The 26,114-nt window shown below is 64.6% G+C and carries 24 protein-coding genes; 18 read left to right on the top strand and 6 right to left on the bottom strand.

All coding sequences use genetic code 11. The features are described from left to right. Positions 1 to 7: 7 nt before the first annotated feature. The 7 genes from Q4G22_RS01235 to cysE all read left to right on the top strand — a co-directional run bounded on the left by Q4G22_RS01235 (position 8) and on the right by cysE (position 8,118). Positions 8 to 661, top strand: a complete 654-nt coding sequence (locus Q4G22_RS01235; RefSeq protein ID WP_303384076.1) for a phage tail tape measure protein — start codon at positions 8 to 10, stop codon at positions 659 to 661. A gap of 10 nt (positions 662 to 671) precedes the next feature. Beyond that, a complete protein-coding gene (locus tag Q4G22_RS01230; RefSeq protein ID WP_303384075.1) occupies positions 672 to 1,304 on the top strand; it encodes a DUF2460 domain-containing protein in 633 nt (210 codons plus the stop codon). Further along, a complete protein-coding gene (locus Q4G22_RS01225) occupies positions 1,301 to 2,194 on the top strand; it encodes a DUF2163 domain-containing protein (RefSeq protein ID WP_303384074.1) in 894 nt (297 codons plus the stop codon). Before Q4G22_RS01230 ends, Q4G22_RS01225 begins: the two co-directional genes overlap by 4 nt. After that, positions 2,184 to 2,624 carry a peptidase gene (locus tag Q4G22_RS01220; RefSeq protein WP_303384073.1) on the top strand — a complete coding sequence of 147 codons (441 nt, stop codon included), beginning with the start codon at positions 2,184 to 2,186 and terminating at the stop codon, positions 2,622 to 2,624. The genes Q4G22_RS01225 and Q4G22_RS01220 overlap by 11 nt, the downstream gene beginning before the upstream one ends. Before the next feature lie 16 nt (positions 2,625 to 2,640). Continuing rightward, positions 2,641 to 6,510, top strand: coding sequence for a glycoside hydrolase/phage tail family protein (locus Q4G22_RS01215; RefSeq protein WP_303384072.1), 3,870 nt, complete (start codon positions 2,641 to 2,643; stop codon positions 6,508 to 6,510). Continuing rightward, the gene (locus Q4G22_RS01210) at positions 6,497 to 7,213 is read left to right on the top strand and encodes a DUF2793 domain-containing protein (RefSeq protein WP_303384071.1); all 717 of its coding nucleotides are present in this window, start codon (positions 6,497 to 6,499) and stop codon (positions 7,211 to 7,213) included. Before Q4G22_RS01215 ends, Q4G22_RS01210 begins: the two co-directional genes overlap by 14 nt. Positions 7,214 to 7,290: 77 nt before the next feature. After that, positions 7,291 to 8,118 carry a serine O-acetyltransferase gene (gene cysE, locus Q4G22_RS01205; protein ID WP_303384070.1) on the top strand — a complete coding sequence of 276 codons (828 nt, stop codon included), beginning with the start codon at positions 7,291 to 7,293 and terminating at the stop codon, positions 8,116 to 8,118. 68 nt (positions 8,119 to 8,186) lie between these two features. On the opposite strand, the gene Q4G22_RS01200 is transcribed toward cysE, so the two are convergent. Together Q4G22_RS01200 and Q4G22_RS01195 are read right to left on the bottom strand one after the other, a co-directional pair. Beyond that, positions 8,187 to 9,245 carry a quinone-dependent dihydroorotate dehydrogenase gene (locus Q4G22_RS01200; RefSeq protein ID WP_303384069.1) on the bottom strand — a complete coding sequence of 353 codons (1,059 nt, stop codon included), beginning with the start codon at positions 9,243 to 9,245 and terminating at the stop codon, positions 8,187 to 8,189. Then, positions 9,242 to 9,571, bottom strand: coding sequence for a DUF952 domain-containing protein (locus Q4G22_RS01195; RefSeq protein ID WP_303384068.1), 330 nt, complete (start codon positions 9,569 to 9,571; stop codon positions 9,242 to 9,244). The genes Q4G22_RS01200 and Q4G22_RS01195 overlap by 4 nt, the downstream gene beginning before the upstream one ends. 113 nt (positions 9,572 to 9,684) lie before the next feature. Between Q4G22_RS01195 and Q4G22_RS01190 the strand changes: the two genes are divergently transcribed. Continuing rightward, positions 9,685 to 11,289: a bifunctional UDP-sugar hydrolase/5'-nucleotidase gene (locus Q4G22_RS01190; RefSeq protein WP_303384067.1), complete on the top strand. Its 1,605-nt coding sequence runs from the start codon at positions 9,685 to 9,687 to the stop codon at positions 11,287 to 11,289. On the opposite strand, the gene Q4G22_RS01185 is transcribed toward Q4G22_RS01190, so the two are convergent. Both Q4G22_RS01185 and Q4G22_RS01180 read right to left on the bottom strand, forming a co-directional pair. Further along, positions 11,282 to 11,698: a carboxymuconolactone decarboxylase family protein gene (locus tag Q4G22_RS01185; protein WP_303384066.1), complete on the bottom strand. Its 417-nt coding sequence runs from the start codon at positions 11,696 to 11,698 to the stop codon at positions 11,282 to 11,284. The genes Q4G22_RS01190 and Q4G22_RS01185 overlap by 8 nt on opposite strands. Beyond that, positions 11,698 to 12,513: a cyclase family protein gene (locus Q4G22_RS01180; RefSeq protein ID WP_303384065.1), complete on the bottom strand. Its 816-nt coding sequence runs from the start codon at positions 12,511 to 12,513 to the stop codon at positions 11,698 to 11,700. Before Q4G22_RS01180 ends, Q4G22_RS01185 begins: the two co-directional genes overlap by 1 nt. 193 nt (positions 12,514 to 12,706) lie before the next feature. Here Q4G22_RS01180 and Q4G22_RS01175 point away from each other — a divergent pair, with 193 nt between their 5' ends. The 5 genes from Q4G22_RS01175 to ispG are packed head-to-tail and all read left to right on the top strand — an operon-like array spanning position 12,707 to position 16,622. Beyond that, a complete protein-coding gene (locus Q4G22_RS01175; RefSeq protein ID WP_303384064.1) occupies positions 12,707 to 13,999 on the top strand; it encodes an adenylosuccinate synthase in 1,293 nt (430 codons plus the stop codon). Beyond that, complete coding sequence (locus Q4G22_RS01170; RefSeq protein ID WP_303384063.1) at positions 13,999 to 14,595, top strand: NAD(P)H-dependent oxidoreductase; 597 nt, start codon at positions 13,999 to 14,001, stop codon at positions 14,593 to 14,595. The genes Q4G22_RS01175 and Q4G22_RS01170 overlap by 1 nt, the downstream gene beginning before the upstream one ends. A 2-nt stretch (positions 14,596 to 14,597) precedes the next feature. Next, positions 14,598 to 14,813: a DUF2842 domain-containing protein gene (locus Q4G22_RS01165; RefSeq protein WP_303384062.1), complete on the top strand. Its 216-nt coding sequence runs from the start codon at positions 14,598 to 14,600 to the stop codon at positions 14,811 to 14,813. Then, positions 14,810 to 15,472, top strand: a complete 663-nt coding sequence (locus Q4G22_RS01160) for a thiamine diphosphokinase (protein WP_303384061.1) — start codon at positions 14,810 to 14,812, stop codon at positions 15,470 to 15,472. The genes Q4G22_RS01165 and Q4G22_RS01160 overlap by 4 nt, the downstream gene beginning before the upstream one ends. A gap of 25 nt (positions 15,473 to 15,497) precedes the next feature. Then, positions 15,498 to 16,622, top strand: a complete 1,125-nt coding sequence (gene ispG / locus Q4G22_RS01155) for a flavodoxin-dependent (E)-4-hydroxy-3-methylbut-2-enyl-diphosphate synthase (RefSeq protein ID WP_303384060.1) — start codon at positions 15,498 to 15,500, stop codon at positions 16,620 to 16,622. A gap of 204 nt (positions 16,623 to 16,826) precedes the next feature. Here ispG and Q4G22_RS01150 read toward each other — a convergent pair whose 3' ends face one another. Continuing rightward, a complete protein-coding gene (locus Q4G22_RS01150) occupies positions 16,827 to 17,567 on the bottom strand; it encodes a DsbA family protein (RefSeq protein WP_303384059.1) in 741 nt (246 codons plus the stop codon). 140 nt (positions 17,568 to 17,707) lie between these two features. Between Q4G22_RS01150 and Q4G22_RS01145 the strand changes: the two genes are divergently transcribed. The 4 genes from Q4G22_RS01145 (at position 17,708) to Q4G22_RS01130 (ending at position 23,192) form a co-directional block, all read left to right on the top strand. Beyond that, complete coding sequence (locus tag Q4G22_RS01145; protein ID WP_303361896.1) at positions 17,708 to 18,133, top strand: GNAT family N-acetyltransferase; 426 nt, start codon at positions 17,708 to 17,710, stop codon at positions 18,131 to 18,133. A 61-nt stretch (positions 18,134 to 18,194) separates the two neighbouring features. Further along, positions 18,195 to 19,331 carry a pyridoxal phosphate-dependent aminotransferase gene (locus tag Q4G22_RS01140; RefSeq protein ID WP_303384058.1) on the top strand — a complete coding sequence of 379 codons (1,137 nt, stop codon included), beginning with the start codon at positions 18,195 to 18,197 and terminating at the stop codon, positions 19,329 to 19,331. Beyond that, complete coding sequence (locus Q4G22_RS01135) at positions 19,328 to 20,566, top strand: N-acetylmuramoyl-L-alanine amidase (RefSeq protein ID WP_303384057.1); 1,239 nt, start codon at positions 19,328 to 19,330, stop codon at positions 20,564 to 20,566. Before Q4G22_RS01140 ends, Q4G22_RS01135 begins: the two co-directional genes overlap by 4 nt. A gap of 79 nt (positions 20,567 to 20,645) precedes the next feature. Then, positions 20,646 to 23,192 carry a penicillin-binding protein 1A gene (locus Q4G22_RS01130; RefSeq protein WP_303384056.1) on the top strand — a complete coding sequence of 849 codons (2,547 nt, stop codon included), beginning with the start codon at positions 20,646 to 20,648 and terminating at the stop codon, positions 23,190 to 23,192. 124 nt (positions 23,193 to 23,316) lie between these two features. On the opposite strand, the gene Q4G22_RS01125 is transcribed toward Q4G22_RS01130, so the two are convergent. Further along, on the bottom strand, positions 23,317 to 24,699 hold the full coding sequence (locus Q4G22_RS01125; protein WP_303384055.1) for a dipeptidase: 1,383 nt from the start codon (positions 24,697 to 24,699) through the stop codon (positions 23,317 to 23,319). Between the two features lie 155 nt (positions 24,700 to 24,854). Here Q4G22_RS01125 and hemA point away from each other — a divergent pair, with 155 nt between their 5' ends. Beyond that, positions 24,855 to 26,084, top strand: a complete 1,230-nt coding sequence (gene hemA / locus Q4G22_RS01120; protein WP_303384054.1) for a 5-aminolevulinate synthase — start codon at positions 24,855 to 24,857, stop codon at positions 26,082 to 26,084. Positions 26,085 to 26,114: the final 30 nt, after the last annotated feature.

Raw genomic sequence — 26,114 nt, 5'->3', positions numbered from 1 at the left:
AGGGCGCATGGCGGATGCGAACCGGTTCGATGACGATTTCGACGGCTGGGATCAGGCGGGCGCGCAGGCCAGCCGGGTGACAGCGGAGTTTCAGGCGGAAATGGCGCGGCTGCGGGATCAGGCGGCCTATACCTCGCGCGAGGTGGACAAGCTGGCGTCGGGGCTGGGTAGCGGGCTGAGCCGGGCGTTTCAGGGGGTCGCGCTGGACGGGCTGAAGCTATCGGATGCGTTAAAGGGCATTGCACGCAGCATGGCGGACACGGCGTTTTCCATGGCGATGAAGCCAGTTGAAAACGCGCTGTCGGGGGCGCTGTCGAGCGGCATTGCGGGGATGTTGTCGGGTGCTGCGCCTTTCGCCAAGGGCGGCGCTTTTACCGAAGGGCGGGTGATGCCGTTCGCCAAGGGCGGTGTGGTCAGCGCACCGACCTATTTTCCGATGCGCGGCGCAACGGGCCTGATGGGCGAGGCGGGGCCAGAGGCGATCATGCCCTTGCAGCGCGGGCCTGATGGGCGGCTGGGCGTGGCTGCCGGGTCAGGGGGGCGGGCGGTGAATGTCACTGTCAACGTATCAACCCCCGATGTGGCGGGGTTCCAGCGCAGTCATGCGCAGATTGCCGCACAACTTAGCCGGGCGATGGCGCGCGGTGATCGTAACGGGTGAGGAGGTTCACATGGCATTTCACGACATCAGATTTCCGGCGAACCTGTCTTTCGGTTCCGTCGGCGGCCCCGAGCGGCGCACCGAGATCGTGGCGCTGACTAACGGGTTCGAGGAGCGGAATACACCCTGGGCGCATTCGCGCCGCCGCTATGACGCGGGCATGGGGTTACGGTCGCTGGATGATATGGCGCGGCTGCTGGATTTCTTTGAGGCGCGTCAGGGGCAGTTGCATGGCTTTCGCTGGAAGGACTGGTCTGATTACAAAAGCTGTCCGCCGACCCGCGCGCCGCAATTTGGCGACCAGGTGATCGGAGCGGGTGACGGGGTAACGACCGCATTCCGGTTGCAGAAATCCTATGTGTCGGGGCCGGCCCGCTATGACCGCCCGATCGTCAAGCCAGTGGTCGATACGGTGCGTGTCGGGATCAGTGGTGTCGAGCTGTTTCAGGGCATCAGCTATACGGTTGACCACGAAGCAGGAATCGTCACGCTGGCCAGCCCGCCGGAAAGCGGTGCCATTATTACCGCCGGGTTCGAGTTCGACGTTCCGGTTCGCTTTGACACTGACCGGATCGCGGTGTCGGTTGCCTCGTTCAAAGCGGGTGAACTGCCGCAGGTTCCCGTAATCGAGGTGCGGGTATGAGTGCGACCTGTTTTGCCCGTGCCTGGGCCATCACGCGACGCGATGGTGTCGTTCTGGGCTTTACCGACCACGATAGCGTGCTGGAGTTCGAGGGAATCAGCTTTCGCCCCGAACACGGCATGTCGGCCATGGCATTGGTGCAGGCCGCCGGGTTGTCGGTGGACAATACCGAGGCTGAAGGTGCGCTGACCGATGACGCGATTACCGAGATCGACCTGATGGCCGGGCGCTGGGATGGTGCCGAGCTGCTGATGTGGGAGGTGGACTGGACCGCGCTTGATATGCGGCGGCTGGTCTTTCGTGGATCGCTGGGCGAGATCGTCCGCAGCCGTGGTGCCTTTCGCGCGGAACTGCGTGGGCTGAGCGAGCCGCTGAACCATTCGCGTGGGCGGGTGTATCACCCACGCTGCTCGGCTGGGTTGGGGGATAGCAAATGCGGGGTCGATCTGGTGCGCGACGGTTTGTTTGCGCGCTGGCCGCTGGCAAGCTGTGTCGAGGGGCGGTTGTTTCGCTTTGCCGAAAGCGGGTTTGAAGCGCGCTGGTTTGAGCGCGGCGTTCTGCATGTAGAAACCGGGGCGGCGGCGGGTTTGCGCGCCCGGATCAAGAATGATCGCGCGCGGGCTGGTGGCGGGCGCGAGATCGAGCTTTGGTCGGCGCTGGCCATCGTGCCCGCGCCGGGTGATGTGATCCGGCTGGTTGCCGGTTGCGACAAAAGCCCGCGCGCCTGCCGGTTCAAGTTTGACAACTATCTGAACTTTCGTGGCTTTCCGCATCTGCCTGGCGAGGATTGGCTGGCCGCGCCGCAAAGCGGATCGCGGCGGGTTGATAATTCAGGCTATGAGCGCGCGAATATTTGGGCCCCTGCGCCGGAGGATACCTATGGCGCGTGATGTGGTTGCGATTGCGCGGGGCTGGATCGGCACCCCTTATCACCATCAGGCCAGCGTCAAGGGTGCGGGCAGCGATTGTCTGGGCCTGATCCGGGGCATCTGGCGCGATCTGAACGGGGGGTGCGAACCCGAGGACGCGCCGCCCTATACGGCGGACTGGGGCGAAATCGGCGGGCAAGAGGTGCTGATGCAGGGCGCGTTGCGGCATCTGCGGCCCGTGCCCGCCACCGCCCCTGACATGCCCGGCGAGGTCTTGCTGTTTCGAATGCGACAGGGGGCCATCGCCAAACATCTTGGCATTCTGGCCCGCACAGGGCCAGCGGCCAGCTTTGTCCATGCCTATGAGCGGCACGGGGTGATCGAAAGCCCGCTGAGCGGGCCATGGCGTGCGCGGATCGCGGCGCGTTTCCGGTTCCCTGAAACCAACTGAACTAAAGGAGGCCCGAATGGCCACGATTCTGCTGTCTGCGGTTGGCGCTTCGGTCGGAGGCGGGTTTGGCGGCGCGTTTCTGGGCCTGACGGGGGCCGTTGCGGGGCGTGCAATTGGTGCGACTGTGGGGCGGGTCATCGACCAGAAGCTGCTGGGCGGCGGATCGCGCGCAGTCGAGACCGGGCGCATTGACCGGCTGCGTCTGCCCACGGCGGGCGAGGGCCAGCCGATCCCTCGTATCTGGGGACAAATGCGTCTGCCGGGGCATGTGATCTGGGCGACCCCGTTGCAGGAAGTTCGCCGCACGCAGGGCAGCGGCAAAGGCAGCCCGCAGCCGCGCGTGACCGAGATCAGCTATATGTTGTCGGTGGCGTTGGCGCTGTGTGAAGGCGTCATTCTGGGTGTGGGCCGGGTCTGGGCCGATGGCGAGGAAATTGCCGCCACTGATCTGAACATGCGCGTCTATCATGGCGATGATATGCAGATGCCCGACCCGGCGATTGCTGCGTCCGAGGGCGATGCCGCCCCGGCCTATCGTGGCACGGCTTATGTCGTGCTGGAGAATCTGGCGCTGGAACGCTGGGGCAATCGGATGCCGCAATTGACGTTCGAGGTGACGCGGGCGGCGCAGGACGGCAGTGGGTTGCAACGCGATGTGCAGGCGGTGGCGATGATCCCCGGCACGGGCGAATATGCGCTGGCGACTACCCCTGTCACCTATGACTTTGGCCTGGGTGAGACGGTTTCCCTGAATCGTAACACGCCAACCGGCGGCACGGATTTCAGCGCCTCGCTGGATATTTTGGGGTGCGAACTGCCCAATGTCGGGTCGGTGTCGCTGATCGTGTCGTGGTTCGGCGATGATCTGCGGATCGGGCATTGTACGGTGCAGCCCAAAGTGGAGCACGCCGACCTTGACGGTTCGGAAATGCCGTGGCGTGCCGGTGGGATCACCCGCGCCCAGGCGACCGAGGTGGCGCAGGTCGATGGCCGCCCGATTTATGGCGGCACACCCAGCGATCAGTCGGTGGTCGAGGCGCTGCGGGCCATTGCGGACAGCGGGCGCAAGGCGATGTTCTATCCCTTTATCCTGATGGAGCAGATCGCCGGGAATGGCCGTCCCGATCCCTATGGCGCGGACGAACAGGCGGTGATGCCGTGGCGTGGGCGCGTGACCACGGCCATTGCCCCGGATCGCGAGGGCAGCACCGATGGCACTGCGGCAGCGGATGCCGAAGTCGCGGCGTTTTTGGGGCGTGCGCAACCTGGCGATTTCCGCCGCGAGGGTGACCGGATCATCTATTCCGGACCAGAGGAGTGGTCTTATCGTCGGTTCATCCTGCATTACGCACATCTGTGCGCGGCCTCGGGCGGGATTGATTCCTTTCTGATCGGGTCGGAAATGGTGGCGATGACCCGTATTCGTGGGGCCAACGGTCGCTATCCGGCCGTGGAAGGTCTGATCCGTCTGGCGCGTGAGTGCCGCGAGATTCTGGGGCCGGATGTCAAGATCGGCTATGCCTCGGACTGGTCGGAATATTTTGGCCATCACCTGCCGGGCGGCGATGTGCGCTTTCATCTGGACCCGCTGTGGGCGGATGATGCGATCGACTTTGTGGGTATCGACAACTATATGCCTCTGTCCGATTGGCGCGACGGCGAGACCCATGCGGATGCGCATTGGGGTCGGATCGACAATCCCGATTATCTGCGCGCTAATGTTGCCGGGGGCGAGGGGTTTGATTGGTATTATGCCTCTGATGCGGATCGTGCGGCGCAAATCCGCACGCCCATTCAGGACGGTGCCCATGGCGAGGACTGGATCTGGCGCTACAAGGATCTGCGCGGCTGGTGGGGCAACACCCATCACGAACGCATTAACGGTGTGCGCCAGCAGCGCCCGACCGCCTGGGAGCCGGGGCTGAAGCCGATCTGGTTCACGGAATACGGCTGTGCGGCGCTGGACAAGGCCACGAACCAGCCGAACAAATTTCTGGATGCCATGAGTTCTGAAAGCGTGTTGCCGCATTACTCCAACGGGCGGCGCAATGATGCGTTGCAGGCGGCCTATGTGCAGGCGTTCACCAGTTACTGGCGTGACCCGGCCAACAATCCGGTGCGGCAAGGCGGGGGGCAGATGATCGACATGTCGCGCGCTCATGTCTGGTGCTGGGATGCGCGGCCTTTTCCGGCATTTCCCGCCCGCACGGATTTGTGGAGCGACGGCCCCGCGTGGGAGCGGGGGCATTGGCTGAACGGTCGGGCCGGTGCCGTGGCGCTGTCGGCTGTGGTGGCCGATCTGTGCCGCGAGGCAGGGGTTGCGGACTTTGATACGTCGGGTCTGTCGGGTGTCGTGCGCGGCTATGCGTTGCAGGGCGGAGAAACCGGACGCGCGGCGATGCAGCCGCTGATGCTGGCCTATGGTTTTGACCCGGTGGAACGGGACGGCAAGCTGAGCTTTGTCATGCGCGACGGTCGGGTGACAGCTGATCTTGGCCCCGACGATATGGCGATTGCGGGCGAATTGGCCGGACCGGAAACGGCGCGGGCACCACAGTCGGACATCTCGGGCCGCATCCGGCTGACTCATATCGAGGCGGGTGGGGATTATGCTGTCACCACCGCTGAAACGATGCTGCCAGATGACGATCAGGGTTCGGTCGCGGAAAGCGAATTTCCCATGGCGCTGACCCGTGGCGAGGGGCGCGAGGTGGCCGAACGCTGGCTGGCCGAGTCGCTGGCCGCGCGGGATACGCTGCGCTTTGCGGTGCCGCCGTCGTGGTCTTCGCTGGGGCCGGGTGACATCGTGCGGCTGCGCAGTGACAAGGGCGGCACGCATCGCTGGCGTATCGACCGGGTGGAACGCGCCGGTGCGATCACGGTCGAGGCGGTGCGTGTCGATGCGTCCAGCTATGCGGCGCCCGAAGCGGTCAGCGACAGCCCGGCGCCGGTTGCCTTTCGTCCGGCGCTGCCGGTCTGGCCGCTGATGCTGGATCTGCCGCTGATGAATGGCGACGAAATGCCGCACGCCCCGCATCTGGCAGTGACGGCGACGCCTTGGCCGGGTTCGGTCGCGGCCTATATTTCGGTGGGCGAGGATGGTGGGTTCGATCTGAACACCACTGTTCTGCGCCGTTCGATCATGGGGGTGACCGAAACCGATCTGCCGGCGGCCCGACCCGGTATGACGGATCGCGGCCCCGCGCTGCGTGTGCGGCTGAAAGGCGGCGGTCTGAAATCGGCCTCGCATACAGGGCTGCTGGCGGGTGCCAACCTGATGGCCATCGGTGATGGCGCACCGGGGCGGTGGGAACTGTTCCAGTTCCTGACCGCAAGGCCGGTTGCGCCCGATGTGTGGGAGGTCTCGGGGCGGTTGCGCGGTCAGGCGGGGACAGATGCGCTGATGCCCGCCGTTTGGCCTGCTGGCAGCGCGGTTGTGCTGCTGGATGGTGCGGCGCAGCAACTGGACCTGCCGCCGTCGGTGCGGGGGCAGATGCGCCATTGGCGCATAGGTCCGACCGTGCGGGGGCCGGATGACGGCAGCTATCGCAGCCTGTCGGCGCAGGTGCAGGGTAACGGGCTGCGGCCGCTGTCGCCCTGCCATCTGCGGTTGCAGGGCGGCGTGCTGACATGGGTGCGGCGCACACGGATCGGTGGCGATGGCTGGGACGGGCTGGATGTGCCCTTGGGCGAATCGCGCGAGGCGTATCTGGTGCGGCTGACCCGGAACGGACAGTTGCTGTCCGAGACCGTCACTTCGCTGCCCCGTCTGATCGTTCCGCCCGAATTGGCCGGTTCGGGCCCGTTCACCGCCGCTGTGGCACAGCTTTCGGATGAATACGGCGCAGGCCCTTTTGCAAGGAGAGTTTTCGATGTCTCTGAATGACACCCAACGGCTGGGGATGCCGCTGCTGCAACCCGCTCAGGCACAGAAACATGTCACCGTGAACGAGGCGCTGATGCGTCTGGACGGGCTGGTGAATCTGGTGCTGCAAAGTCGCAGCGTCACAGAGCCGCCGCAGACGGTGACGGATGGTGAATGCTGGGGCGTGCCCTCGGGCGCGTCGGGTGATTGGGCCGGTCAGGCGGGCAAGATCGCCGTCGCCAGCAATGGCGGCTGGGTTTTCGTCCGTCCGCAGGCCGGGATGCGCGCTCAGATCGTTGATCTGGGGGTCGAGGCCGTTCACGACGGCCGGGTCTGGGTGCCGGGTGCCCTGTCGATGGGCCTGTTCGGATCAGCGCTGATGGCTGGCATGACCGAAGCCGAAGTTGCCGTGACCTCCGGCACCAGGCTGGACACCGGGATCACCATTCCGGCGGGGGTCATGGTCATCGGTGCCGCTGCGCGCGTGACCCAGGCCATCACTGGCAGCCTGACCACATGGAAGCTGGGGAATACGGGGGCCGAGGATCGCTTTGGCGGCGGCCTTGGAACGGGGCAGGGGGCATGGGCGCGCGGCCTGCTGGGCAGTCCGATGTCGTTTTACAGCCCCGACACCATCGTGATGACCGCCGAGGGTGGCAGCTTTACCGGCGGCGTGGTCAGGATCGCTGTTCACTGGCTGGAACTGCGCATTCCGCGCAGCTGACACTTTCGGCCCGCCCGCGCTTTTCGCTGGCCTGTATCTGCGCTAAGACAGATGCAGCACAACCAGTGGGCGGGCCGATGAATATTCAGACCAACAGCAAACGCGCCATATCGCATGAAAAAGATGCGATATGGGCGCAGATTTGCACCGAGGCCCGCGGCGCGGTTCAGGATGAACCGCTGCTGGGCGCGCTGATCCATGCCGGGCTGCTGTATCATCGCAGCCTGGAAGCCGCGCTGGCCTATCGTTTTTCCATGAAACTTGCCTCGGACGAAATGTCCGAACAGATCCTGCGCGAGATTGCCGATCAGGCATACGCGCAGACGCCCGCGCTTGGCGATGCCGCGCGTGATGATTTGCTGGCCGTCTATGAACGTGACCCGGCAACGCACCGGCTGATTCAGCCGATCCTGTTTTTCAAGGGTTTTCAGGCGCTGCAAGCCTATCGTATCGGCCATTGGCTGTGGGAACAGGGGCGGCACGATTTGTCGTATTTCGTGCAGATGCGCTGTTCGGAATGCTTTGGCGTCGATATTCACCCCGCCGCGCGGATCGGCACTGGCGTGATGATCGACCACGCCCATTCCATCGTCATCGGTGAAACGGCGGTCGTCGGCAACGACGTGTCGATGTTGCACTCTGTCACGCTTGGCGGCACCGGCAAAGAGGACGGCGACCGCCACCCGAAAATCGGCAACGGCGTGCTGATCGGTGCCGGCGCCAAAGTGCTGGGCAATATCACGATTGGCGATCATTCGCGTATCGCGGCAGGCTCGGTCGTGCTGCATGATGTGCCCCGCTGCAAGACGGTCGCGGGGGTCCCGGCGCGTGTCATCGGCGATGCGGGTTGCGACACACCGGCTGCGTCGATGAACCAGATTCTTGGCATCAGCGACCCGGCCTGAGGCATCTTCTGTCTGTAAATATCCCACGGGGGTTCGGGGGTGTGAAACCCCCGCCTTTGGGCGATTCCTTACCCCCAGTCAGCCACTCCGCTGCCAGTCAATTCCGCCAAGGTGATCCCTTCGCGCGCCAGCCGGTCGTTCAGCGCGCGCGCAATATCGGCGGCCAGCGAAAACCCCTGATAAATCAGTGCTGAATAGATCTGCACCGCGCTGGCTCCGGCACGCAGCTTTTCCCATGCCTGATCGGCGCTGGCGATGCCGCCCACGCCGATCAGCGGCACGTTTCCCCCTGTTTCCCGATACAGCCGCGCCAGAACGCGGGTCGAGCGGTCGAACAGCGGCGCGCCGGACAGCCCACCAGCCTCGGATTGCCAGCGGGCGTCCAGCCCTTCGCGCGAAAGCGTCGTATTGGTGGCGATGATGCCATCCACACCAACCTCGCGCGCGACGGCGGCGATGTCGGCGATCCCTGCATCATCCAGATCGGGGGCGATTTTCACAAACACCGGGCGGCGCACCGCCAATTCATCGCGCGCGGCGATCACCCCCGCCAACAGCGCGGTCAAGGCATCCGCCCCCTGCAAATCCCGCAGCTTTTCGGTGTTGGGGCTGCTTACGTTCACCGTCAGAAAATCGGCCGCATCCCCCGCCACCCGCACCACTTCGGCAAAATCCGCGGCGCGATCCACGCTATCCTTGTTCGCGCCGATGTTCAGCCCCACCGGAATCCCCGCAGGGCGCGTCTTCATCCGCGCGGCAATCGCTGCCGCGCCATCGTTGTTGAACCCGAAACGATTGATGATCGCGCGATCCTTGCTCAGCCGGAACAGGCGCGGCTTGGGGTTGCCGGGCTGCGGGCGCGGTGTGGCGGCCCCCAGCTCGACAAAGCCAAATCCTGCCTTCATCAGTACCGCTACGGCGCGGGCGTTCTTGTCATAGCCAGCGGCCAGCCCGACCGGGTTCGGCAGGCTTAGCCCGGCGACCCGCACGGCCAGCCGGTCTGATGTCACCGGCCCGCCGTTCAGTGGCACCAGCCCCATAGACAGCGCCCTGATCGACAGATCATGCGCGCGCTCGGGGTCGATGCGGTGCAGCGCGGCCAGCCCCAGCTTTTCCAGCATCGTCATTCCAATTCTCCCGGATCATGGCCGTCCGGCCCTTGCGGCAAGGGGCGCGACCAGATCACGTCGTCCATCCGCAACGCCCGGTAAAGATGCGGAAAATCCTGCCCGCCGCGCGACTTTTCCCAGACCACACCATCCATACCGGCATTGCAGGCCAACAGCATCAGATCACCCGCGCCGTTGAAATGCTTGTTCAGCGTGCCGGCCAACTGGGCAGCGGTGGAAAAATGCACGAATCCATCAGCCAGATCGACCGGGGCACCGGCGGTCTGGCCATTGGCTTGCATATCAGCCCATTCAGCCGGGCGAAGAACCTTGTAGATCAGCATAACCGCATCTGCCGCCGCATTCCGGCCAAGGTCAACCCCGCATCACCTGTTTGACCCGATGGCCCGACTGCGCCAATCTGTCGCCATCACCAACCGACAGCCGAGGAACCCCGATGACCTTCCGCCTTATGGCCACGACTGCTGCGCTGGCCCTGTTCGCGGGCCATGCGCAGGCCGAATATGTTTTGCATGTGCTGCATATCAACGACCTGCACAGCCGGATCGAGCCGATCAACAAATACGACAGCACCTGCGACGCTGAAACGCGCGCGGCGGGTGAATGTTTCGGCGGGATTGCCCGCCTTGCCACCGCCGTCAATCAGTTGCGGGACCAGATCCGGGCCGAGGGCGGCAATGTCATCGTGCTGGATGCGGGCGATCAGTATCAGGGCAGCCTGTTCTATACGACCTACAAGGGGACCGATACGGTCGAGTTCATGAATGCCGTCGGCTTTGACGTGATGGCATTGGGCAATCACGAATTTGATGACGGTCCCGAAGGGGCGGCCGTGCTGGCCGATGGGGTGGAATTCCCGGTGATTTCCGGCAACCTCGACCTGTCGCAATCGAATGTGCTGAAAGGCAAGATCGGCAGTCACACCGTGCTGGATGTCGGCGGTGAAAAGATCGGCATCGTCTCGGCCCTTGCGATGGATACGCCGGAAACCGCCTCGCCCGGCCCGAACGTGATCTTTCAGGATGACATGGACAGCCTGAAATCCGATGTGCAGGAACTGACCGAACAGGGCGTGACCAAGATCATCGCGCTGACGCATACCGGCTATCTGCGCGATCAGGAATTTGCGGCGCAGGTGCCGGGGCTGGATGCGGTGATCGGCGGCCATTCCCACACGCTGCTGGGCGATATGGAGGGCGCCGAAGGCCCCTATCCCACCATGATCACGGGCGCGGACGGGCGCGATGTGCCGGTGGCGACGGCCTATGCCTATTCGAAATATCTTGGCCACCTGACCCTGACTTTTGACGATGACGGCAATCTGACCAGCGCCAGCGGTCAGCCGATCCTGCTGGACAACGCGATCCCCGAGGATGAAACCCTTGCTGCCCGCATCACCGAGATGGCTGCCCCCATCGACGAGTTGCGGCAAAGGGTCGTGGCCGAGACATCGGCAGCCATCGACGGCGACCGCGCCAATTGCCGCCAGCGTGAATGCGAGATGGGCAATCTGGTCGCTGACGCCATGCTGGACCGGGTGCGCGCGCAGGGTGTGCAGATCGCCATCCAGAACGGCGGCGGGCTGCGGGCCTCGATCGACGCAGGGCCTGTGACCATGGGTGAAATCTATACGGTCCTGCCGTTCCAGAACACGCTGGCGACCTTTCGGCTGAAGGGGGGCGATGTGGTCGCCGCACTGGAAAACGGCGCCAGCCAGTATGAGGAAGGTGCGGGCCGTTTCGCGCAGGTTGCCGGGCTGAAATACACGGTCGATCCCGCCGCCCCGGCGGGCAGCCGGATCAGCGATGTGCAGGTGCGGGGCCGTGACGGCACGTGGTCGCTCATCGACGCGGATGCGGAATATGGCGTGGCCAGCAACGATTACATGCGGCAGGGCGGCGACGGTTATCGCGTCTTTGCCGAACGGGCGACCGATGCCTATGACTTCGGCCCCGATCTGGCCGAGGTGCTGGCGACCTATATGCAGGTGCAGGACGGCGGTTATACCCCGGTGATCGACGGGCGCATCACCGTCAAGTGACCTGATCGCCATCGGGCGCGCGGAAGCGCGCGTCCACCGGCACCGACAGCGCGGTGGCCAGCGCATTCGTCTGGCTGGCCATTGCGATCACCGCCAGCAATTCGGCGTGCTGCGCATCGCTCATCCCTTTGGCCCGCGCCGCTGCCGTGTGCGAGTGGATGCAGTAATCACAGCCATTCGCCACTGACACCGCCAGATAGATCAGCTCCTTGACCAGCGGGTCCAGCGCGCCGGGGGCCATCACTGCTGACAGCCGATCCCAGGTTGCCGCCAGCAAGGCCGGATCATGGGCCAGAGCGCGCCAGAAGTTGTTGACGTAATCCGTTCCGCGCGCGGCGCGGATGGCGTCGAATGTGGCGCGGGCCTGCGGGCTGGCGTCCTTATCGCGCAGCAAGGGCAGAACGGCCATCAGATCACCGCCATCACGCGCGCAGGCCCGCCGGTGCCGCGCTTGTGCTTGGGCGCGCCGACAAAGATCGTCGCCCCGGTCGCGGGCAGATCGTCCAGCCCGGCCAAATTCTCGATCCCGTAACGCCCGCCAGGCAGCCACGAATAATGCACCGCGAAATCGGCCGAGTTGCCGGGGTCCAGCGACAGCGTATCGACGCCGATCCCCGCCACATCCATCCCCGCCAGCAGGTCAGTAGCTGCCTTGGAAAAGCCGGGAAAGGCCAGCGTGCCATCGGGCGTGCCGCGATAGGCCGCGTCGCCCAGCTTGCCCGCCCAGCCAGACCGCATCGCCACCAGTGCCCCGGCCGGAATATCGCCGTGATCGCGGGTGAAGGCCGCCACATCTTCGGCATCGACGGTGGCATTCGGATCGTCCGCCGCCTTGGCGGAAATGTCGATGATGCACAGCGGGCACATCAACTGCGCCACCGGGATCTGATCCACTGACAGCCCGTCCGACGAAAAATGCAGCGGCGCATCGACATGGGTGCCTGAATGTTCCCAGATCGTCAGCTTCCACAGCTGATAACCGTCGCGGTCGAACACCTTGTCCGGTTCATAGGCGATGCCCGGCTTGCCATCAAAGGTCGGGAACGTCTCGTCCCAGGCATGGGTCAGGTCCACGACCCGCCCCGATGACGCCGCCAGCGCGGGTCGCGCCGCGACTGGTCCCAAGGCCACCGCCGCCGCCCCCGCTGCGGCGGCCCCCATCAGCAGGTGCCGCCGCGACATGGCATCATGACGCACCGATTCGATCAAACAGGCATTGCACATCGCTTTCCCCCATTCATGTCGCCATGCTGCGTCCGATTCCGCTGCCGTGCAAAGAAAAATCACCGCTCCGCGTGCTGTTTGCCCAAATACGCATCTGCGGGCGGGGCAGGACAAACGGAAATCCCTGCTTTCCCCGCCCCCGCGCATCCGTTAGACCATGCACCGGCATCGCAGAACCGAAAGGGATCAGATTATGGCCAATGTGGTGGTTGTCGGCGCGCAATGGGGCGACGAGGGCAAGGGCAAGATCGTTGACTGGCTGTCCGAACGCGCCGACGTGATCGCCCGTTTTCAGGGCGGCCATAATGCCGGCCATACGCTGGTCATCGGCAACGAGGTTTACAAACTGTCGCTCCTGCCCTCGGGCATTGTGCGCAAGGGCAAGCTGGCGGTGATCGGCAACGGTGTCGTGCTGGACCCGTGGGCGCTGTTTGCGGAAATCGACAAGCTGGCCGGGCAGGGGGTGGACATCAGCACCGACAACCTGATGATCGCGGAAAACACCCCGCTGATTCTGCCGCTGCATCAGGATCTGGACAAGCTGCGCGAGGAAGCGGCGGGCAAGGCGAAAATCGGCACCACCGGCCGCGGCATCGGCCCGGCTTATGAAGACAAGGTGGGCCGCCGCACCATCCGCGTGGCCGATCTGGGCGACACTGATACGCTGGATGCCCGGCTTGACCGGCTGCTGGCGCATCACGACGCGCTGCGCAGCGGCCTTGGCGCCACGCCCATCGACCGCGCCGCGTTGCGCGCCAAACTGCTGGAAATCGCGCCGAAACTGCTGCCCTACGCGCAGCCGGTGTGGAAGATCATGGCCGACGCCCGCAAATCCGGCAAACGCATCCTGTTCGAGGGTGCGCAAGGATCGCTCTTGGATATCGATTTTGGCACCTATCCTTACGTCACCTCGTCCACCACCATGTCGGGCATGGCCGCCAGTGGCACCGGCATGGGGCCGGGGGCCATCGGTTTCGTGCTGGGCATCGTCAAGGCCTATACCACCCGCGTCGGCGAAGGCCCCTTCCCGACGGAACTGCACGACGCCGACGGTCAGCGCCTGGGCGAGCGCGGACATGAATTCGGCACCGTCACCGGGCGCAAGCGCCGCTGTGGCTGGTTCGATGCGGTGCTGGTCCGCCAGACCTGTGCCATCAGCGGCGTGAACGGCATCGCGCTGACGAAACTGGACGTGCTGGACGGGTTCGAGACGCTGAAGATCTGCATCGGCTATCAGGTCGATGGCGTCACCTATGACTATCTGCCCACTGCCGCGGCGCTACAAGCCAAGGCGACTCCGATCTATGAGGAAATGCCCGGCTGGTCCGAATCGACCGCAGGCGCGCGGTCATGGGCCGACCTGCCCGCCGAAGCGATCAAATACGTGCGCCGGATCGAAGAGCTGATCCAATGCCCGGTCGCCCTGCTGTCCACCAGCCCGGAACGTGACGACACGATTCTGGTGACTGACCCCTTCGCCGACTGATGACGGCGCGGCGGGTTCTGCTGATCGACGGCCATCCCGATGCCGGGCGGCTGTCGGCGCATCTGCTGGACAGTTACGCCGCCGCACTGCCACAAGGCACGCAAGTCACCCGCCTTGCGATCCGCGATCTGAACTTTGACCCGATCCTGCATCGCGGCTATGCGGTGGTGCAGGAACTGGAACCAGATCTGGAATCCGCCTGGGCGCAGATACAGGCTTGCGATCATCTGGTGCTGGCCTTTCCGATGTGGATGGGGGCCGAACCACCGCTGCTGTCGGGTTTTATCACCCGCGTGTTCCTGCCGGGCCGTGCCTTTCGCTATCACAAGGATGCCCCGTGGTGGGACCGGCTGCTGACCGGGCGCAGCGCCGATGTGATCGTCACCATGGACACGCCGCCACCGTTTCTGCGGCTGGCCTATTTCGACCCGCTGGGCTGGCGGCTGAAATGGCAGGTGCTGGGCTTTTGTGGGCTGCGCCCGCTGCGGTTGTTCTATCTCGGTCCGGTGCGTCGGGGCGGGGCCGAGCGTAATCTGCCACGCTGGCGCGCGCGTCTGGCACGGGCGGCGATAACCATTCCAAGGCCGAAGGGGTGATGATGGACCTGAAATCACGCAAACGCTGGTCGCTGCTGGCCCTGCTGGTGGGGCTGCCGCTGTATCTGATCTTTGCCTGGTGGCTGGTGAACTGGCTGTATGACCGCTTTGGCGATCTGCCGATGTGGTTGGAACTGCCGCTCTATATCGTGCTGGCCATCGGCTGGGTGTTCCCGCTGAAGCCGGTGTTCAGCGGCGTGGGCCGTGGTGACGAATGACACCGATTCTGCGCAGCGATCAGGGGGTCACGCTGATCGGCGGCGGCACGGTTGACCGCACTGCGCTGGCCTCTGCCCTGGCGCTGGCCCCGGTCGTCGCTGCCGCCGACAGCGGTGCCGATGCGGCGCTGGCCGCCGGGCTGGTGCCCGCAGCCGTCATAGGGGATTTCGACAGCATCAGTTCGGCGGCCCGCGCCGCCATCCCCGCCGCAAACCAGCATCCCGTGGCCGAACAGGACAGCACCGACTTCGCCAAATGCCTGATGCGGATTGCCGCGCCCTTTGTGATCGCGGTCGGCTTTGACGGGCGACGCGTCGATCATACGCTGGCCGCGATGACGGTGCTGGCCCGCCACCCGCAGCCGCCCTGCGTGATCCTGACCGCCGCCGATGCTGTGACGCTGGCCCCGCCCGATCTGAGGCTGGATCTGCCGCCCGGCACCCGTGTGTCGCTGTTCCCGCTTGGCCCCGTCACCGGCTCGTCAACCGGCCTGCGCTGGCCCATCGACGGGCTGATGCTGGAACCGGCAGGCCGTGTCGGCGCCTCGAATCAGGCGACCGGCCCGGTCCATATCCGCAGCACCGGGCCGCTGCTGGTCATCCTGCCCGCCCGGCATCTGCCCGCGCTGTTGCCGAACCCGGCGGAAAGCCCTATCTGACGCCCATCAGCGCGAAAGGTCGCCCATGACTCATAATCCGATCCGCCCGTGGCGTAATATCGAACGGCGCAAGTCGCGTCAGATCATGGTTGGCAATGTTCCTGTTGGCGGCGATGCCCCGATCAGCGTGCAGACCATGACCAACACCGACGGCACCGATGTGCGCGCCACACTGGCGCAGGTGATCGCGGCGGCGGATGCGGGGGCGGACATCGTGCGCATCAGCGCCCCCGATCAGGACACGACGCGGGCCTTGCGCGAAATCTGCCGCGAAAGCCCGGTGCCGATCGTGGCCGACATCCATTTCCACTATAAACGCGCGATCGAGGCGGCCGAGGCGGGCGCGGCCTGTCTGCGCATCAACCCCGGCAATATCGGTGACGCCGCGCGCGTGCGCGAGGTCATCAAGGCCGCCAAGGATCACGGCTGTTCGATCCGCATCGGCGTGAATGCCGGTTCGCTGGAAAAGCATCTGCTGGAAAAATACGGCGAGCCTTGCCCCGATGCGATGGTCGAATCCGGGCTGGATCACATCAAGATATTGCAGGACAACGATTTTCACGAATACAAGATCAGCGTCAAAGCGTCGGACGTGTTCCTGTCTGCCGCCGCCTATCAGCAACTGGCCGAGGCGACAGATGCGCCCATCCACCTTGGCATCACCGAGGCGGGCGGATTCGTCGGTGGCACGGTAAAATCGGCTATCGGCCTTGGCAGCCTCTTGTGGGCAGGCATCGGCGACACGATCCGCGTGTCGCTGTCGGCGGACCCGGTGCAAGAGGTGAAGGTCGGCTTTGAAATCCTGAAATCGCTTGGCCTGCGCACGCGCGGGGTGCAGATTATCTCTTGCCCGTCCTGCGCGCGTCAGGGGTTTGACGTGATCCGCACGGTCGAAATCCTTGAACAGCGGCTGGAACATATCAAAACCCCGATCAGCCTGTCGATCATCGGCTGCGTAGTTAATGGCCCCGGCGAGGCGCTGATGACCGACATCGGCTTTACCGGCGGCGGGGCAGGGTCGGGCATGGTCTATCTGGCCGGGCGGCAAAGCCATAAAATGTCGAACGAACAGATGATCGACCACATTGTCGCCCAAGTCGAGGAACGCGCCGCCGCCATCGAGGCAAAGGCTGCTGCATCTTTGGTCTGATAATATCCTGCGGGGTGAGGCGGAGCAGGAAAAGGTCCGCTGGATCTTTGACCTGCCGAACGCCCGGCCTGCGCGGGGCCGGGCTTGAGGGGGGCAAAGCCCCCTTTCTTGTGTGCCGAATGCAGCGCAGCTTGGGGTGGGAAGCACCGGGGGTTTTCCACCCCCGGACCCCCGAGGATATTTTTAAACGAAAGACGAGGCCCCTTACCCCCGCCCCGCGCGAATATCCGCAACTGTCGCCGCCAGCCCGGCCTGTGGGACGCCGCGCAGCAGCTCGTCGCCGATGATGAAGGTGGGGGTGCCGTTGATGCGCATCCGTTCGGCCAGTTGCCGGTTGGATCGCAGCACGGCGGTGACGTCTTCGGTGTTCATGGCGTTGATGATCGCGTCGGCTTCCAACCCCAGATCGCCCGCCAGCCCTTTCAGTGCGTCAAGCGTTGCCGGGCCGCGCAGGGTCATCAGCGCGTCATGTGCTTTGACATAGGCATCATCCCCGGCGATCTGTTGCACCGCGACGGCAAAGCGGGCCGATGTGTCGCTGTCTTGCCCGAGGATCGGGAATTCCTTCAGGATCAGGCGGATGTTGCCGTCTTTTTCCGTCACATCGTGGATTTCGTCGTTGAAGCGGCGGCAGACCCCGCAGCGATAGTCGATAAAGGCGACCATGGTCAGATTGCCATCGGGGTTGCCACCGACCCAGGAATGGCCGTCCTCGAACAGATCGGCGCTGTTGGCGGCGACCAGTTCCTTGTCGTTCTGGGCGTCTTCGACGGCGCGGCGCTGTTCCAGAACGTTGATCGATTCGATCAGCACTTCGGGGTTTTCCATCAGGTAATCGCGTACGGCCTGCCCAAAGGCGGCTTTTTCGGTATCGGTCATGGCGGACAGGTCCAGCGCCATGGCGGGGGTGGCGGTCAGCAGCAGGGCGGCGATCAGGCGTTTCATACGTCTTCCTTTCGGTTTCGCGGGACCATAGCCGGATCAGCGCCCGCCGCAACCGCACGGCTGCGTGAAGCGTTGCGAAAGGTTAGCTGGGCGGTGCCGCCATCTGCTGCTAACAGCGCCGCAGCATTCATGAGGAACCGATGAGCCAGGTCGAAACCACCTTTTCCAAGCCCGAGCCGCAGGAATATGCCGCTATCCGCGCTGCCTGCGGGTCTGCCCCCATTAGCGACGAACTGGCGGCGCGCGCCCTTGGTGGCACCACGGCGCAGGTGTGCATCCGTTATCCGCAGGACGGGCTGATCGGCTTTGGCCGGGTGGTGGGCGACGGGGCGCTGTTTTTCTATTTGCAGGACGTGCTGATCCACCCGGATCATCAGGGCGAGGGCTTGGGCGAACAGATCGTTACCGCGTTGATGGACGAGATCGCCAAGATCGCCCCCGAAGGCGCGACCATCGGGCTGATGTCTACCCCCGGAAACGAGGGGTTTTATGAAAACTATGGCTTCCGCACCCGCCCCAATGACGACCACGGCGCGGGGATGAGTCAAATCGTCGGGGCCAAATAGTCGGGGGATGACCCCGGCGCGGCGGCGCGCTACAAGGCCGGAAAAACCGAAAGGCCAAGCCATGCGTCACTCCACCCGCGGACAAGTCGATCCCTTCATCGTCATGGATGTGATGGAGGCCGCCGCCCGTGCCGAGGCGGCGGGCCGTCACATCATCCATATGGAGGTCGGTCAGCCATCCACCCCCGCGCCGTCGGGGGCGCGCGCGGCCTTGGCCGGGGCGCTGGATCAGCCGCTGGGTTACACGGTGGCGCTTGGCCTGCCGCGTCTGCGCGCGGGGATCGCGGGGCTTTACCGGCGCTGGTATGGCGTCGATCTGGACCCGGCGCGGGTGGTGGTGACGCCCGGATCGTCGGGGGCGTTTCTGCTGGCCTTTTCGGCGCTGTTCGATGCGGGCGACCGGGTGGCGATCGGCGCGCCCGGCTATCCCAGCTATCGCCAGATCATGCGCGCCATGTCGATTACGCCGGTGGAAATGCTGACCGAGGCGGTGAACCGTTATCAGCCGCTGCCGGATCAGATACCCGCCGATGTGCAGGGGCTGATGCTGGCCTCGCCCGGCAACCCGTCGGGGACGATGCTGGGGCTGGACGAATTGCGCGGGCTGATCGAACGGGCGCAGGGGCAGGGCACCGCTGTCATCTCGGACGAGATTTATCACGGCCTGTCTTATGGCAAACGCTGCCATACCGCGCTTGAGGTGTCGGATGATGTGTTCATCATCAACTCCTTCAGCAAATTCTTTTCGATGACCGGCTGGCGTATCGGCTGGATGGTCGTTCCCGAAAGCCATATCCGCACCGTCGAACGGATCGCGCAGAACATGTTCATCTGTCCGCCCCATGCCAGTCAGGTCGCAGCCCTTGCGGCCCTGGATTGCGAGGCCGAGGCGCGGGCCAATCTGGCGACCTATGCCGAAAACCGCCGCCTGATGACCCTTGGGCTGCCGGCTGCCGGATTCACCAGTTTCGCGCCGCCGGACGGGGCGTTTTACGTTTACGCCGATGTGTCGGAACTGACCGATGACAGCCGTGCGCTGGCGGCGGAAATTCTGGATCAGGCGGGGGTCGCGGTGACGCCGGGGCTGGATTTCGATTCCGTGCGCGGCGGGCAGACGCTGCGGTTCAGCTATGCCCGCTCCACCGCCGACATCGCCGAGGGGCTGGCCCGGCTGCGGGATTTCATGGCCCGCAGATGAGGGCCGTGCTGCTGTCCATCATGCTGGCGCTGACGGGCATTGCGGCCCCGGCGCAGGAACCGGCGTATCTGGATGCCGCCGGTTCCGCCGTCGTGCTGGGCGAAGCGCCGGGCCGTCTGGCGCGGTGGATGGGGCGCGCGCCGCATCCGCCGGTCACGCTGCGGCTGGCGCTGGATCGGGGGGTGCCGTGGCGTGCCTTTTTGCTGGACAGCCCGCCGCGTCTGGTGGTCGATTTTCGCGGGCTGGAATTCGGCACGGCGCAGCCCGCGCAGGTGCCGGGGGTTGCGGGGCTGCCCGATCTGCGCTGGGGTCAGGCCCGGCGCGACTGGTCGCGGGTGGTGGCGGAACTGCCCGGCCCTTACCGCATCGACAGCGCCGAGATGCGCACCAGTGACGGCACCAACGGCGGGGCACTGTTGGATATTGCGCTGATCCCGGTCTCGCCCGACGATTTCGCCCCGCGCGCCAGTGCTGATCCGCGAATGCTGCCCGCGCCTGCGGATCTGCCGCCTGTGGTGCCCGCGCCCGGTGAACGCCCGCTGCGGGTGATGCTGGACCCCGGCCACGGCGGCTTTGACCCCGGCGCGCAGGCCGATGGTCAGACCGAGGCGGCGCTGGTTCTGGGCTTTGCGCTGGATCTGTCGCGCGATCTGGCGCAATCGGGGGTCGAGGTCGAACTGACCCGCCGCGACGACCGCTTTTTGTCGCTGGAATCGCGCATGACCGCCGCGCGCGAGGCGGGGGCCGATCTGTTCATCTCGCTGCACGCCGATGCGCTGCCGCAGGGCGAGGCGACGGGCGCGACCGTCTATGTCTGGAACCCGTCTGCGGATGACCGGGCGATGGCGCAGCTGGTGCAGCGCCATGAACGCGACGATCTGCTGGCCGGGGTCGATCTGGACGGGGCTGACGACCAGCTTGCCGGGGCGCTGATGGCGATGGCGCGCGCCGATACGCAGCCCCGGTCGGAAAACTTTGCGAAATTCCTGACCTCCCGCATGGCGTTAGAGGGGATCAGCCTGCACCGTCGCCCGGTCAAGGGCGCGGGGTTTTCGGTGTTGAAATCGCCGGATATGGCCTCGGTTCTGGTCGAGCTGGGCTTTATCACCGATGCGACTGACCGTGCCAATCTGAACGATCCGGTGTGGCGTGGACGCATGATTGCGGCCATCAGCGGCGCGGTATCGCTGTGGGCCGAGGATGAAGCCGCGCGCCGCGACCTGCTGCGCAAATAGCGCCAATAGCAGACAGTTGCTTTGACCCAAGGGGCCGGGGCCGCTATAGCGGGGCGATTCTGTTAACAGGTCTGGTCCCTTGCTCCGCTCTGTTCTTGCCTTTTTCGGCGCGATCTTTTCGTGGTTCGTCACCGCCGCCTTTTTCATCGCATTGACGGTGGGCGGCGTGTTCTGGATGTATTCGCGCGATCTGCCCGATGAACGCACGCTGGCGCAGTATGAACCCAAGATCATCAGCCGCGTCTATTCCGGTGAAGGTCGGCTGATCGACGAATTCGCCCATGAACGCCGCCTGTTCGTGCCGATCGGCGAGATTCCCGATCTGGTGAAAGAGGCGTTCATCAGCGCCGAGGACAAGGATTTCTATCACCATCCCGGCTATGATCCGCGTGGCATCGTGGCCGCGCTGGTCGAGGCGGTGGCAACCGGCGGTGATCGGGTGCGGGGCGCGTCCACGATCACGCAGCAGGTGACCAAGAACTTTCTTCTGTCCAGCGACCGCAGCATCGAACGCAAGGTCAAAGAGGTGATCCTGTCCACCCGGCTGGAACAGTCGCTGACCAAGAACCAGATCCTTGAACTGTATCTGAACGAGATTTTTCTGGGTCAGAACAGCTATGGCGTGGCCGCCGCCGCGCAGACCTATTTCAACAAGACGCTGGCCGAACTGGCCCCGCACGAGGCCGCGACGCTGGCCGCCATGCCGCAGGCACCGGGCCGCTATCACCCTGTGCGCGCCAAGGATCGCGTGACGGAACGCCGCAATTATGTGCTGCGCGAAATGTGGCAGAACGGCTATATCGACCAGGCCACCTACGAGGCCGAGGCGGTGCTGCCGCTGCGATCCGTCCAGAACGGCGATTTCCCAGATTTCCGCCAGCAACTGCCGCCGCGCGATTACTTTACCGATGAAATTCGCCGTCAATTGTCGCGCGAATTCGGCGAGGATCAGTTCTTTGGCGGCGGTCTGGCGATCCGCGCCACCATTGAACCACAGTTGCAGGCTGTTGCCGCATCGGCGCTGCAAGAGGCGCTGGAAAGCTATGACCGGGGGTTGGGCATCTGGCGCGGCACCGGCCAGACCATCGCGGAAACCGCGCTGGCCGATCAGGCCGAATGGCGCGGCGCGCTGTTCGAGGCCGATGTGCCGCGCGACATCCCCGGCTGGTTGCCCGCCGTGGTTCTGTCCACCGAGGGCAGCGACGCCCGCATCGGGATCGAGGGGATCGAGGAAAACCCGCAGGGCCACTGGATTCCCGCCCGCGACGTGCAATGGGCGCGCCGCCGTGGCGAAGATGGGCGCCTTGGCCCGCGCGCACAGGCCGCCGGCGATCTGGTCCGCCCCGGCGAGGTGGTTCTGGTCCGCGCCATGACCAATGACAGCGACGGTAGCTTTATCCGCTGGACGCTGCGGCAGGTGCCGCAGGTGCAGGGCGGGTTCATGGCGATGGACGTGAACACGGGCCGGGTGCTGGCGATGCAGGGCGGATTTTCTTATCAGTCATCGGGCTTTAACCGGGCCACGCAGGCGATGCGCCAGCCGGGGTCCAGTTTCAAGCCGTTTGTCTATGCCGCCGCGCTGGACAATAACTATACCCCCGCCACCATCGTTGTGGACGAACCGATCCGCATCAACACGCCACAGGGGCTGTGGGAACCCCGGAACGCATCGGGCCGCCATTACGGCCCGACACCGCTGCGCACCGGGATCGAACAATCGCGCAACCTGATGACGATCCGCATCGCGCAAGACATCGGCATGAACGTGGTCGCCAGATATGCCGAGGAATTCGGCGTTTACGATCATCTGGAACCGTTCCTGGCCAATGCGCTTGGTGCGCAGGAAACCACGCTGTTCCGCATGGTCGCCGCCTATGCCATGTTCGCCAATGGTGGCGAGCGGGTGGAACCCACACTGGTGGACCGGGTGCAGGACCGGCGCGGCCAGACGGTTTACCGCCACGACCGCCGGGTATGCGAGACCTGCGGCCGTCAGGCGCTGCCCGCGGGCGAAGCGCCGGTCATCGGCAGCAACCGCGAACGGGTGATGGACGCGGTGACGGCCTATCAGCTGACCTCGATGATGGAAGGCGTGGTCACGCGCGGATCGGGCAAGGGCGTAAACCTGCCGGTGCCCTCGGCGGGCAAGACCGGCACCACCAACGATGCCAAGGACGTGTGGTATATCGGCTATACCAGCAATATCGTGGCCGGCTGCTATCTGGGCTATGACCAGCCGCGTTCGCTGGGGCAGGGGGCCTATGGCGGGACGCTGTGCGTGCCGGTGTTCAACGCCTTCATGCGGCAGGCGGTGCGCAAATACGGCGGCACGGCGTTCAAGGTGCCGCCGGGTGGTTTCTGGGTCAAGATCGACCGCGTGACCGGCCAGCGGTTGCCCGACAATGCCACCGGCGACAACGTGATTTCGGAATATTTCCGCAACGGCACCGACCCGGACTGGATGTCTCCGGTGGTTGTGTCGGGTTTTGGCGACGGGCCGGTGACGCTGCCCTGGCAGGCGACGGAACAAGAGCGTGCGCGGAATGTCACCACCTCGACCGGCGAGCGCCGGGTGATTCCGCAGCGCGCCGATTTCGGCACGCTGTCATCGGGCGGGTTGTATTAAGGGCAGGCGATGCGTTTGCGGCGCGGCTGTAACCGGGGGGCACCCCATTCGGTGGGAAAAAGGTCCAGTGGACCTTTTTCTGATCCGCCTCGCTCCGGTGAGATATTTCCAGGCCAAAGATGCCTTATTCCGGCGTGGTCAGCCCGGCCAGAATCCGCGCCCATGACCGTGCGCCGCGGTGAAAGCTGTCGAGGTCGTATTTCTCGTTCGGGGAATGGATACGGTCGTCGTCGCGGGCAAAGCCTATCAGCATCGAATCCATGTCGAGGATGGTCTTGAAGTCGCCCGCGATGGGGATTGACCCGCCCATACCGATGAACGCCGTCTCGCGCCCCCATTCCTGAGTCAGCGCCGCGCGGGCCGTGGCAAAGGCGGGGTGAGATGTGTCCATGTGGCTGGCGGGGGATGCGCCGTGGTCGATGAAGGTCACGCTGCAATCGGCCGGGACAAAGCGGCGGATGTGATCTTGAAACGCCTGCCGGATCACTTGTGGATTCTGATCTCCGACCAGACGGAAGCTGACCTTGGCGCGCGCCTCGGCCGGCAGCACGGTTTTAAAGCCCTCGCCGGTATAGCCGCCCGACAGGCCGTTGATTTCGGCGGTCGGCTGCGACCAGATCATTTCCAGCCCCGTGCGGCCCTGTTCGCCGATGGGCAGTGACAGGCCGACGCGCGACAGAAATTCGCTGGCGTCAAAGTTCAGGCTGTCCCAGTCAGCGCGCTGTTGGTTGGTCAGGTCGCGCACGCCGTCGTAAAAGCCGGGCAGGGTGATGCGCCCGCTGTCGTCTTTCAGCGCGGCCAGTGCGCGGCACAGGATCATCAGCGGATTGGCCGCCAGCCCGCCAAAGCTGCCGGAATGCAGGTCGCGGTCGGCGGCGCGGATCACCACCTCTTGCCCGACGAGGCCGCGCAACTGGGTGGCGATGGCGGGGCGACCGTCGGCATACAGGCCGGTGTCGCAGATCAGCGCGATGTCGGCGCGCAGCTCGTCGGCGTTTTCGGTCAGGAACGGCACCAGCGAGGGCGAGCCGGATTCCTCTTCGCCCTCGAACAGCAGGGTCAGGCCGGGGGGCAATTCGCCGTGGACATGTTTCCATGCGCGCACGGCCTCGATAAAGGTCATCAACTGGCCCTTGTCGTCGGATGCGCCACGGGCACGGATCTGGTTGTCGCGGATATGCGGCTCGAACGGGGGGTGATCCCACAGGTCCAGCGGATCGACGGGCTGCACGTCGTAATGGCCATAGAACAGGATGCGCCGCGTGCCGCCGGGGCGCGAATGGGCCACCACCATCGGATGACCGGGCGTGTCGCGCAGACTGGCGTCAAAGCCCAGCCGGGCCAGTTCCACCCGCAGCCATTCAGCGGCGGCGCGCACATCGCCCTTGTGCGCCGGGTCGGTCGAGATCGAGGGGATGCGCAGCAGTTCGGTCAGCCGGTGCAGCGCCGCGTCTTGCCCCCGGTCCAGTGCATCCAGCATGGCGGTAAGATTGGCCTGATCCATCATTCCTGAGCCTTTCCGTAATCTTTTCATGGCTGTTAAATGGTCGAGGTGCGGCAATTTTGCCCTGTCTTTTTCCGACATTGACCTTTATCAAGGCACAACCTCGCGTGATCTAGACAATGATCGCACCCAGCCAGCTACGCAAGGGACTGCCCGCGATGAATTATGATGCTGCACTCGACCAGGCCATCGGACAATTGCACGAAGAAGGCCGCTATCGCACGTTCATCGACATCGAACGGCGCAAGGATTACTATCCGCAGGCGATCTGGAACCGGCCGGACGGCACGCAGACCGAAATCACCGTCTGGTGCGGCAACGATTATCTGGGCATGGGGCAGCACCCCATCGTGCTGAACGCCATGCACGAGGCGCTGGATTCCACGGGCGCAGGCTCGGGCGGGACGCGCAATATTTCCGGCACCACCGTTTATCACAAGCAGCTTGAGGCCGAACTGGCCGATCTGCACGGCAAAGAGGCCGCGTTGGTGTTTTCCAGCGCCTATACGGCCAATGACGCCACGCTTTCGACGCTGCCCAAGCTGTTTCCCGGCCTGATTATCTATTCCGACGCGCTGAACCATGCCTCGATGATCGAGGGGATTCGCCGTCACGGCGGGGCCAAGCGAATCTTTCGGCACAATGATCTGGCACATCTGCGCGAACTGCTTGAGGCCGATGACCCTGCCGCGCCCAAGCTGATCGCCTTCGAATCGATCTATTCGATGGATGGCGATTTCGCCCCGATCAAGGAAATCTGCGATCTGGCCGATGAATTCAACGCGCTGACCTATCTGGACGAGGTTCATGCGGTGGGCATGTATGGCCCGCGCGGTGGCGGTGTGGCTGAACGCGATGGTCTGATGGACCGGATCGACATATTCAACGGCACCTTGGGCAAGGCGTTCGGCGTGTTCGGCGGCTATATCGCCGGGACGGCCAAGATGATGGACGCGGTGCGATCCTATGCGCCGGGTTTCATCTTTACCACCTCGCTGCCGCCTGCCGTGGCTGCGGGGGCTGCTGCCTCGATCGCCTATCTCAAGGGGGAGGGCGGGCAAAAGCTGCGTGATGCGCAACAGTTGCACGCACGCATTCTGAAGATGCGGCTGAAGGGTCTGGGGATGCCGATCATCGACCATGGCAGCCATATCGTGCCGGTGGTTATCGGCGATCCCAAGCATACCAAGGCACTGTCCGACATGCTTTTGGGCGATTTCGGTATCTATGTGCAGCCGATCAACTATCCCACCGTGCCGCGCGGCACCGAACGTTTGCGCTTTACGCCGTCGCCGGTGCATGACACGCAACAAATCGACCATCTGGTGCGTGGTATGGATGCGCTGTGGTCACGTTGTGCACTGAACCGCGCAGAAATTAGCGCATAACGCAATTCTTGGGTGAAGCCCTCGCGCGTG

It is taken from the genome of Paracoccus sp. (in: a-proteobacteria), assembly GCF_030538655.1.
Lineage (GTDB): Bacteria > Pseudomonadota > Alphaproteobacteria > Rhodobacterales > Rhodobacteraceae > Paracoccus.
Note: the sequence above shows the minus strand (reverse complement) of the source record. Positions and strands in the feature narration are given on the sequence as shown.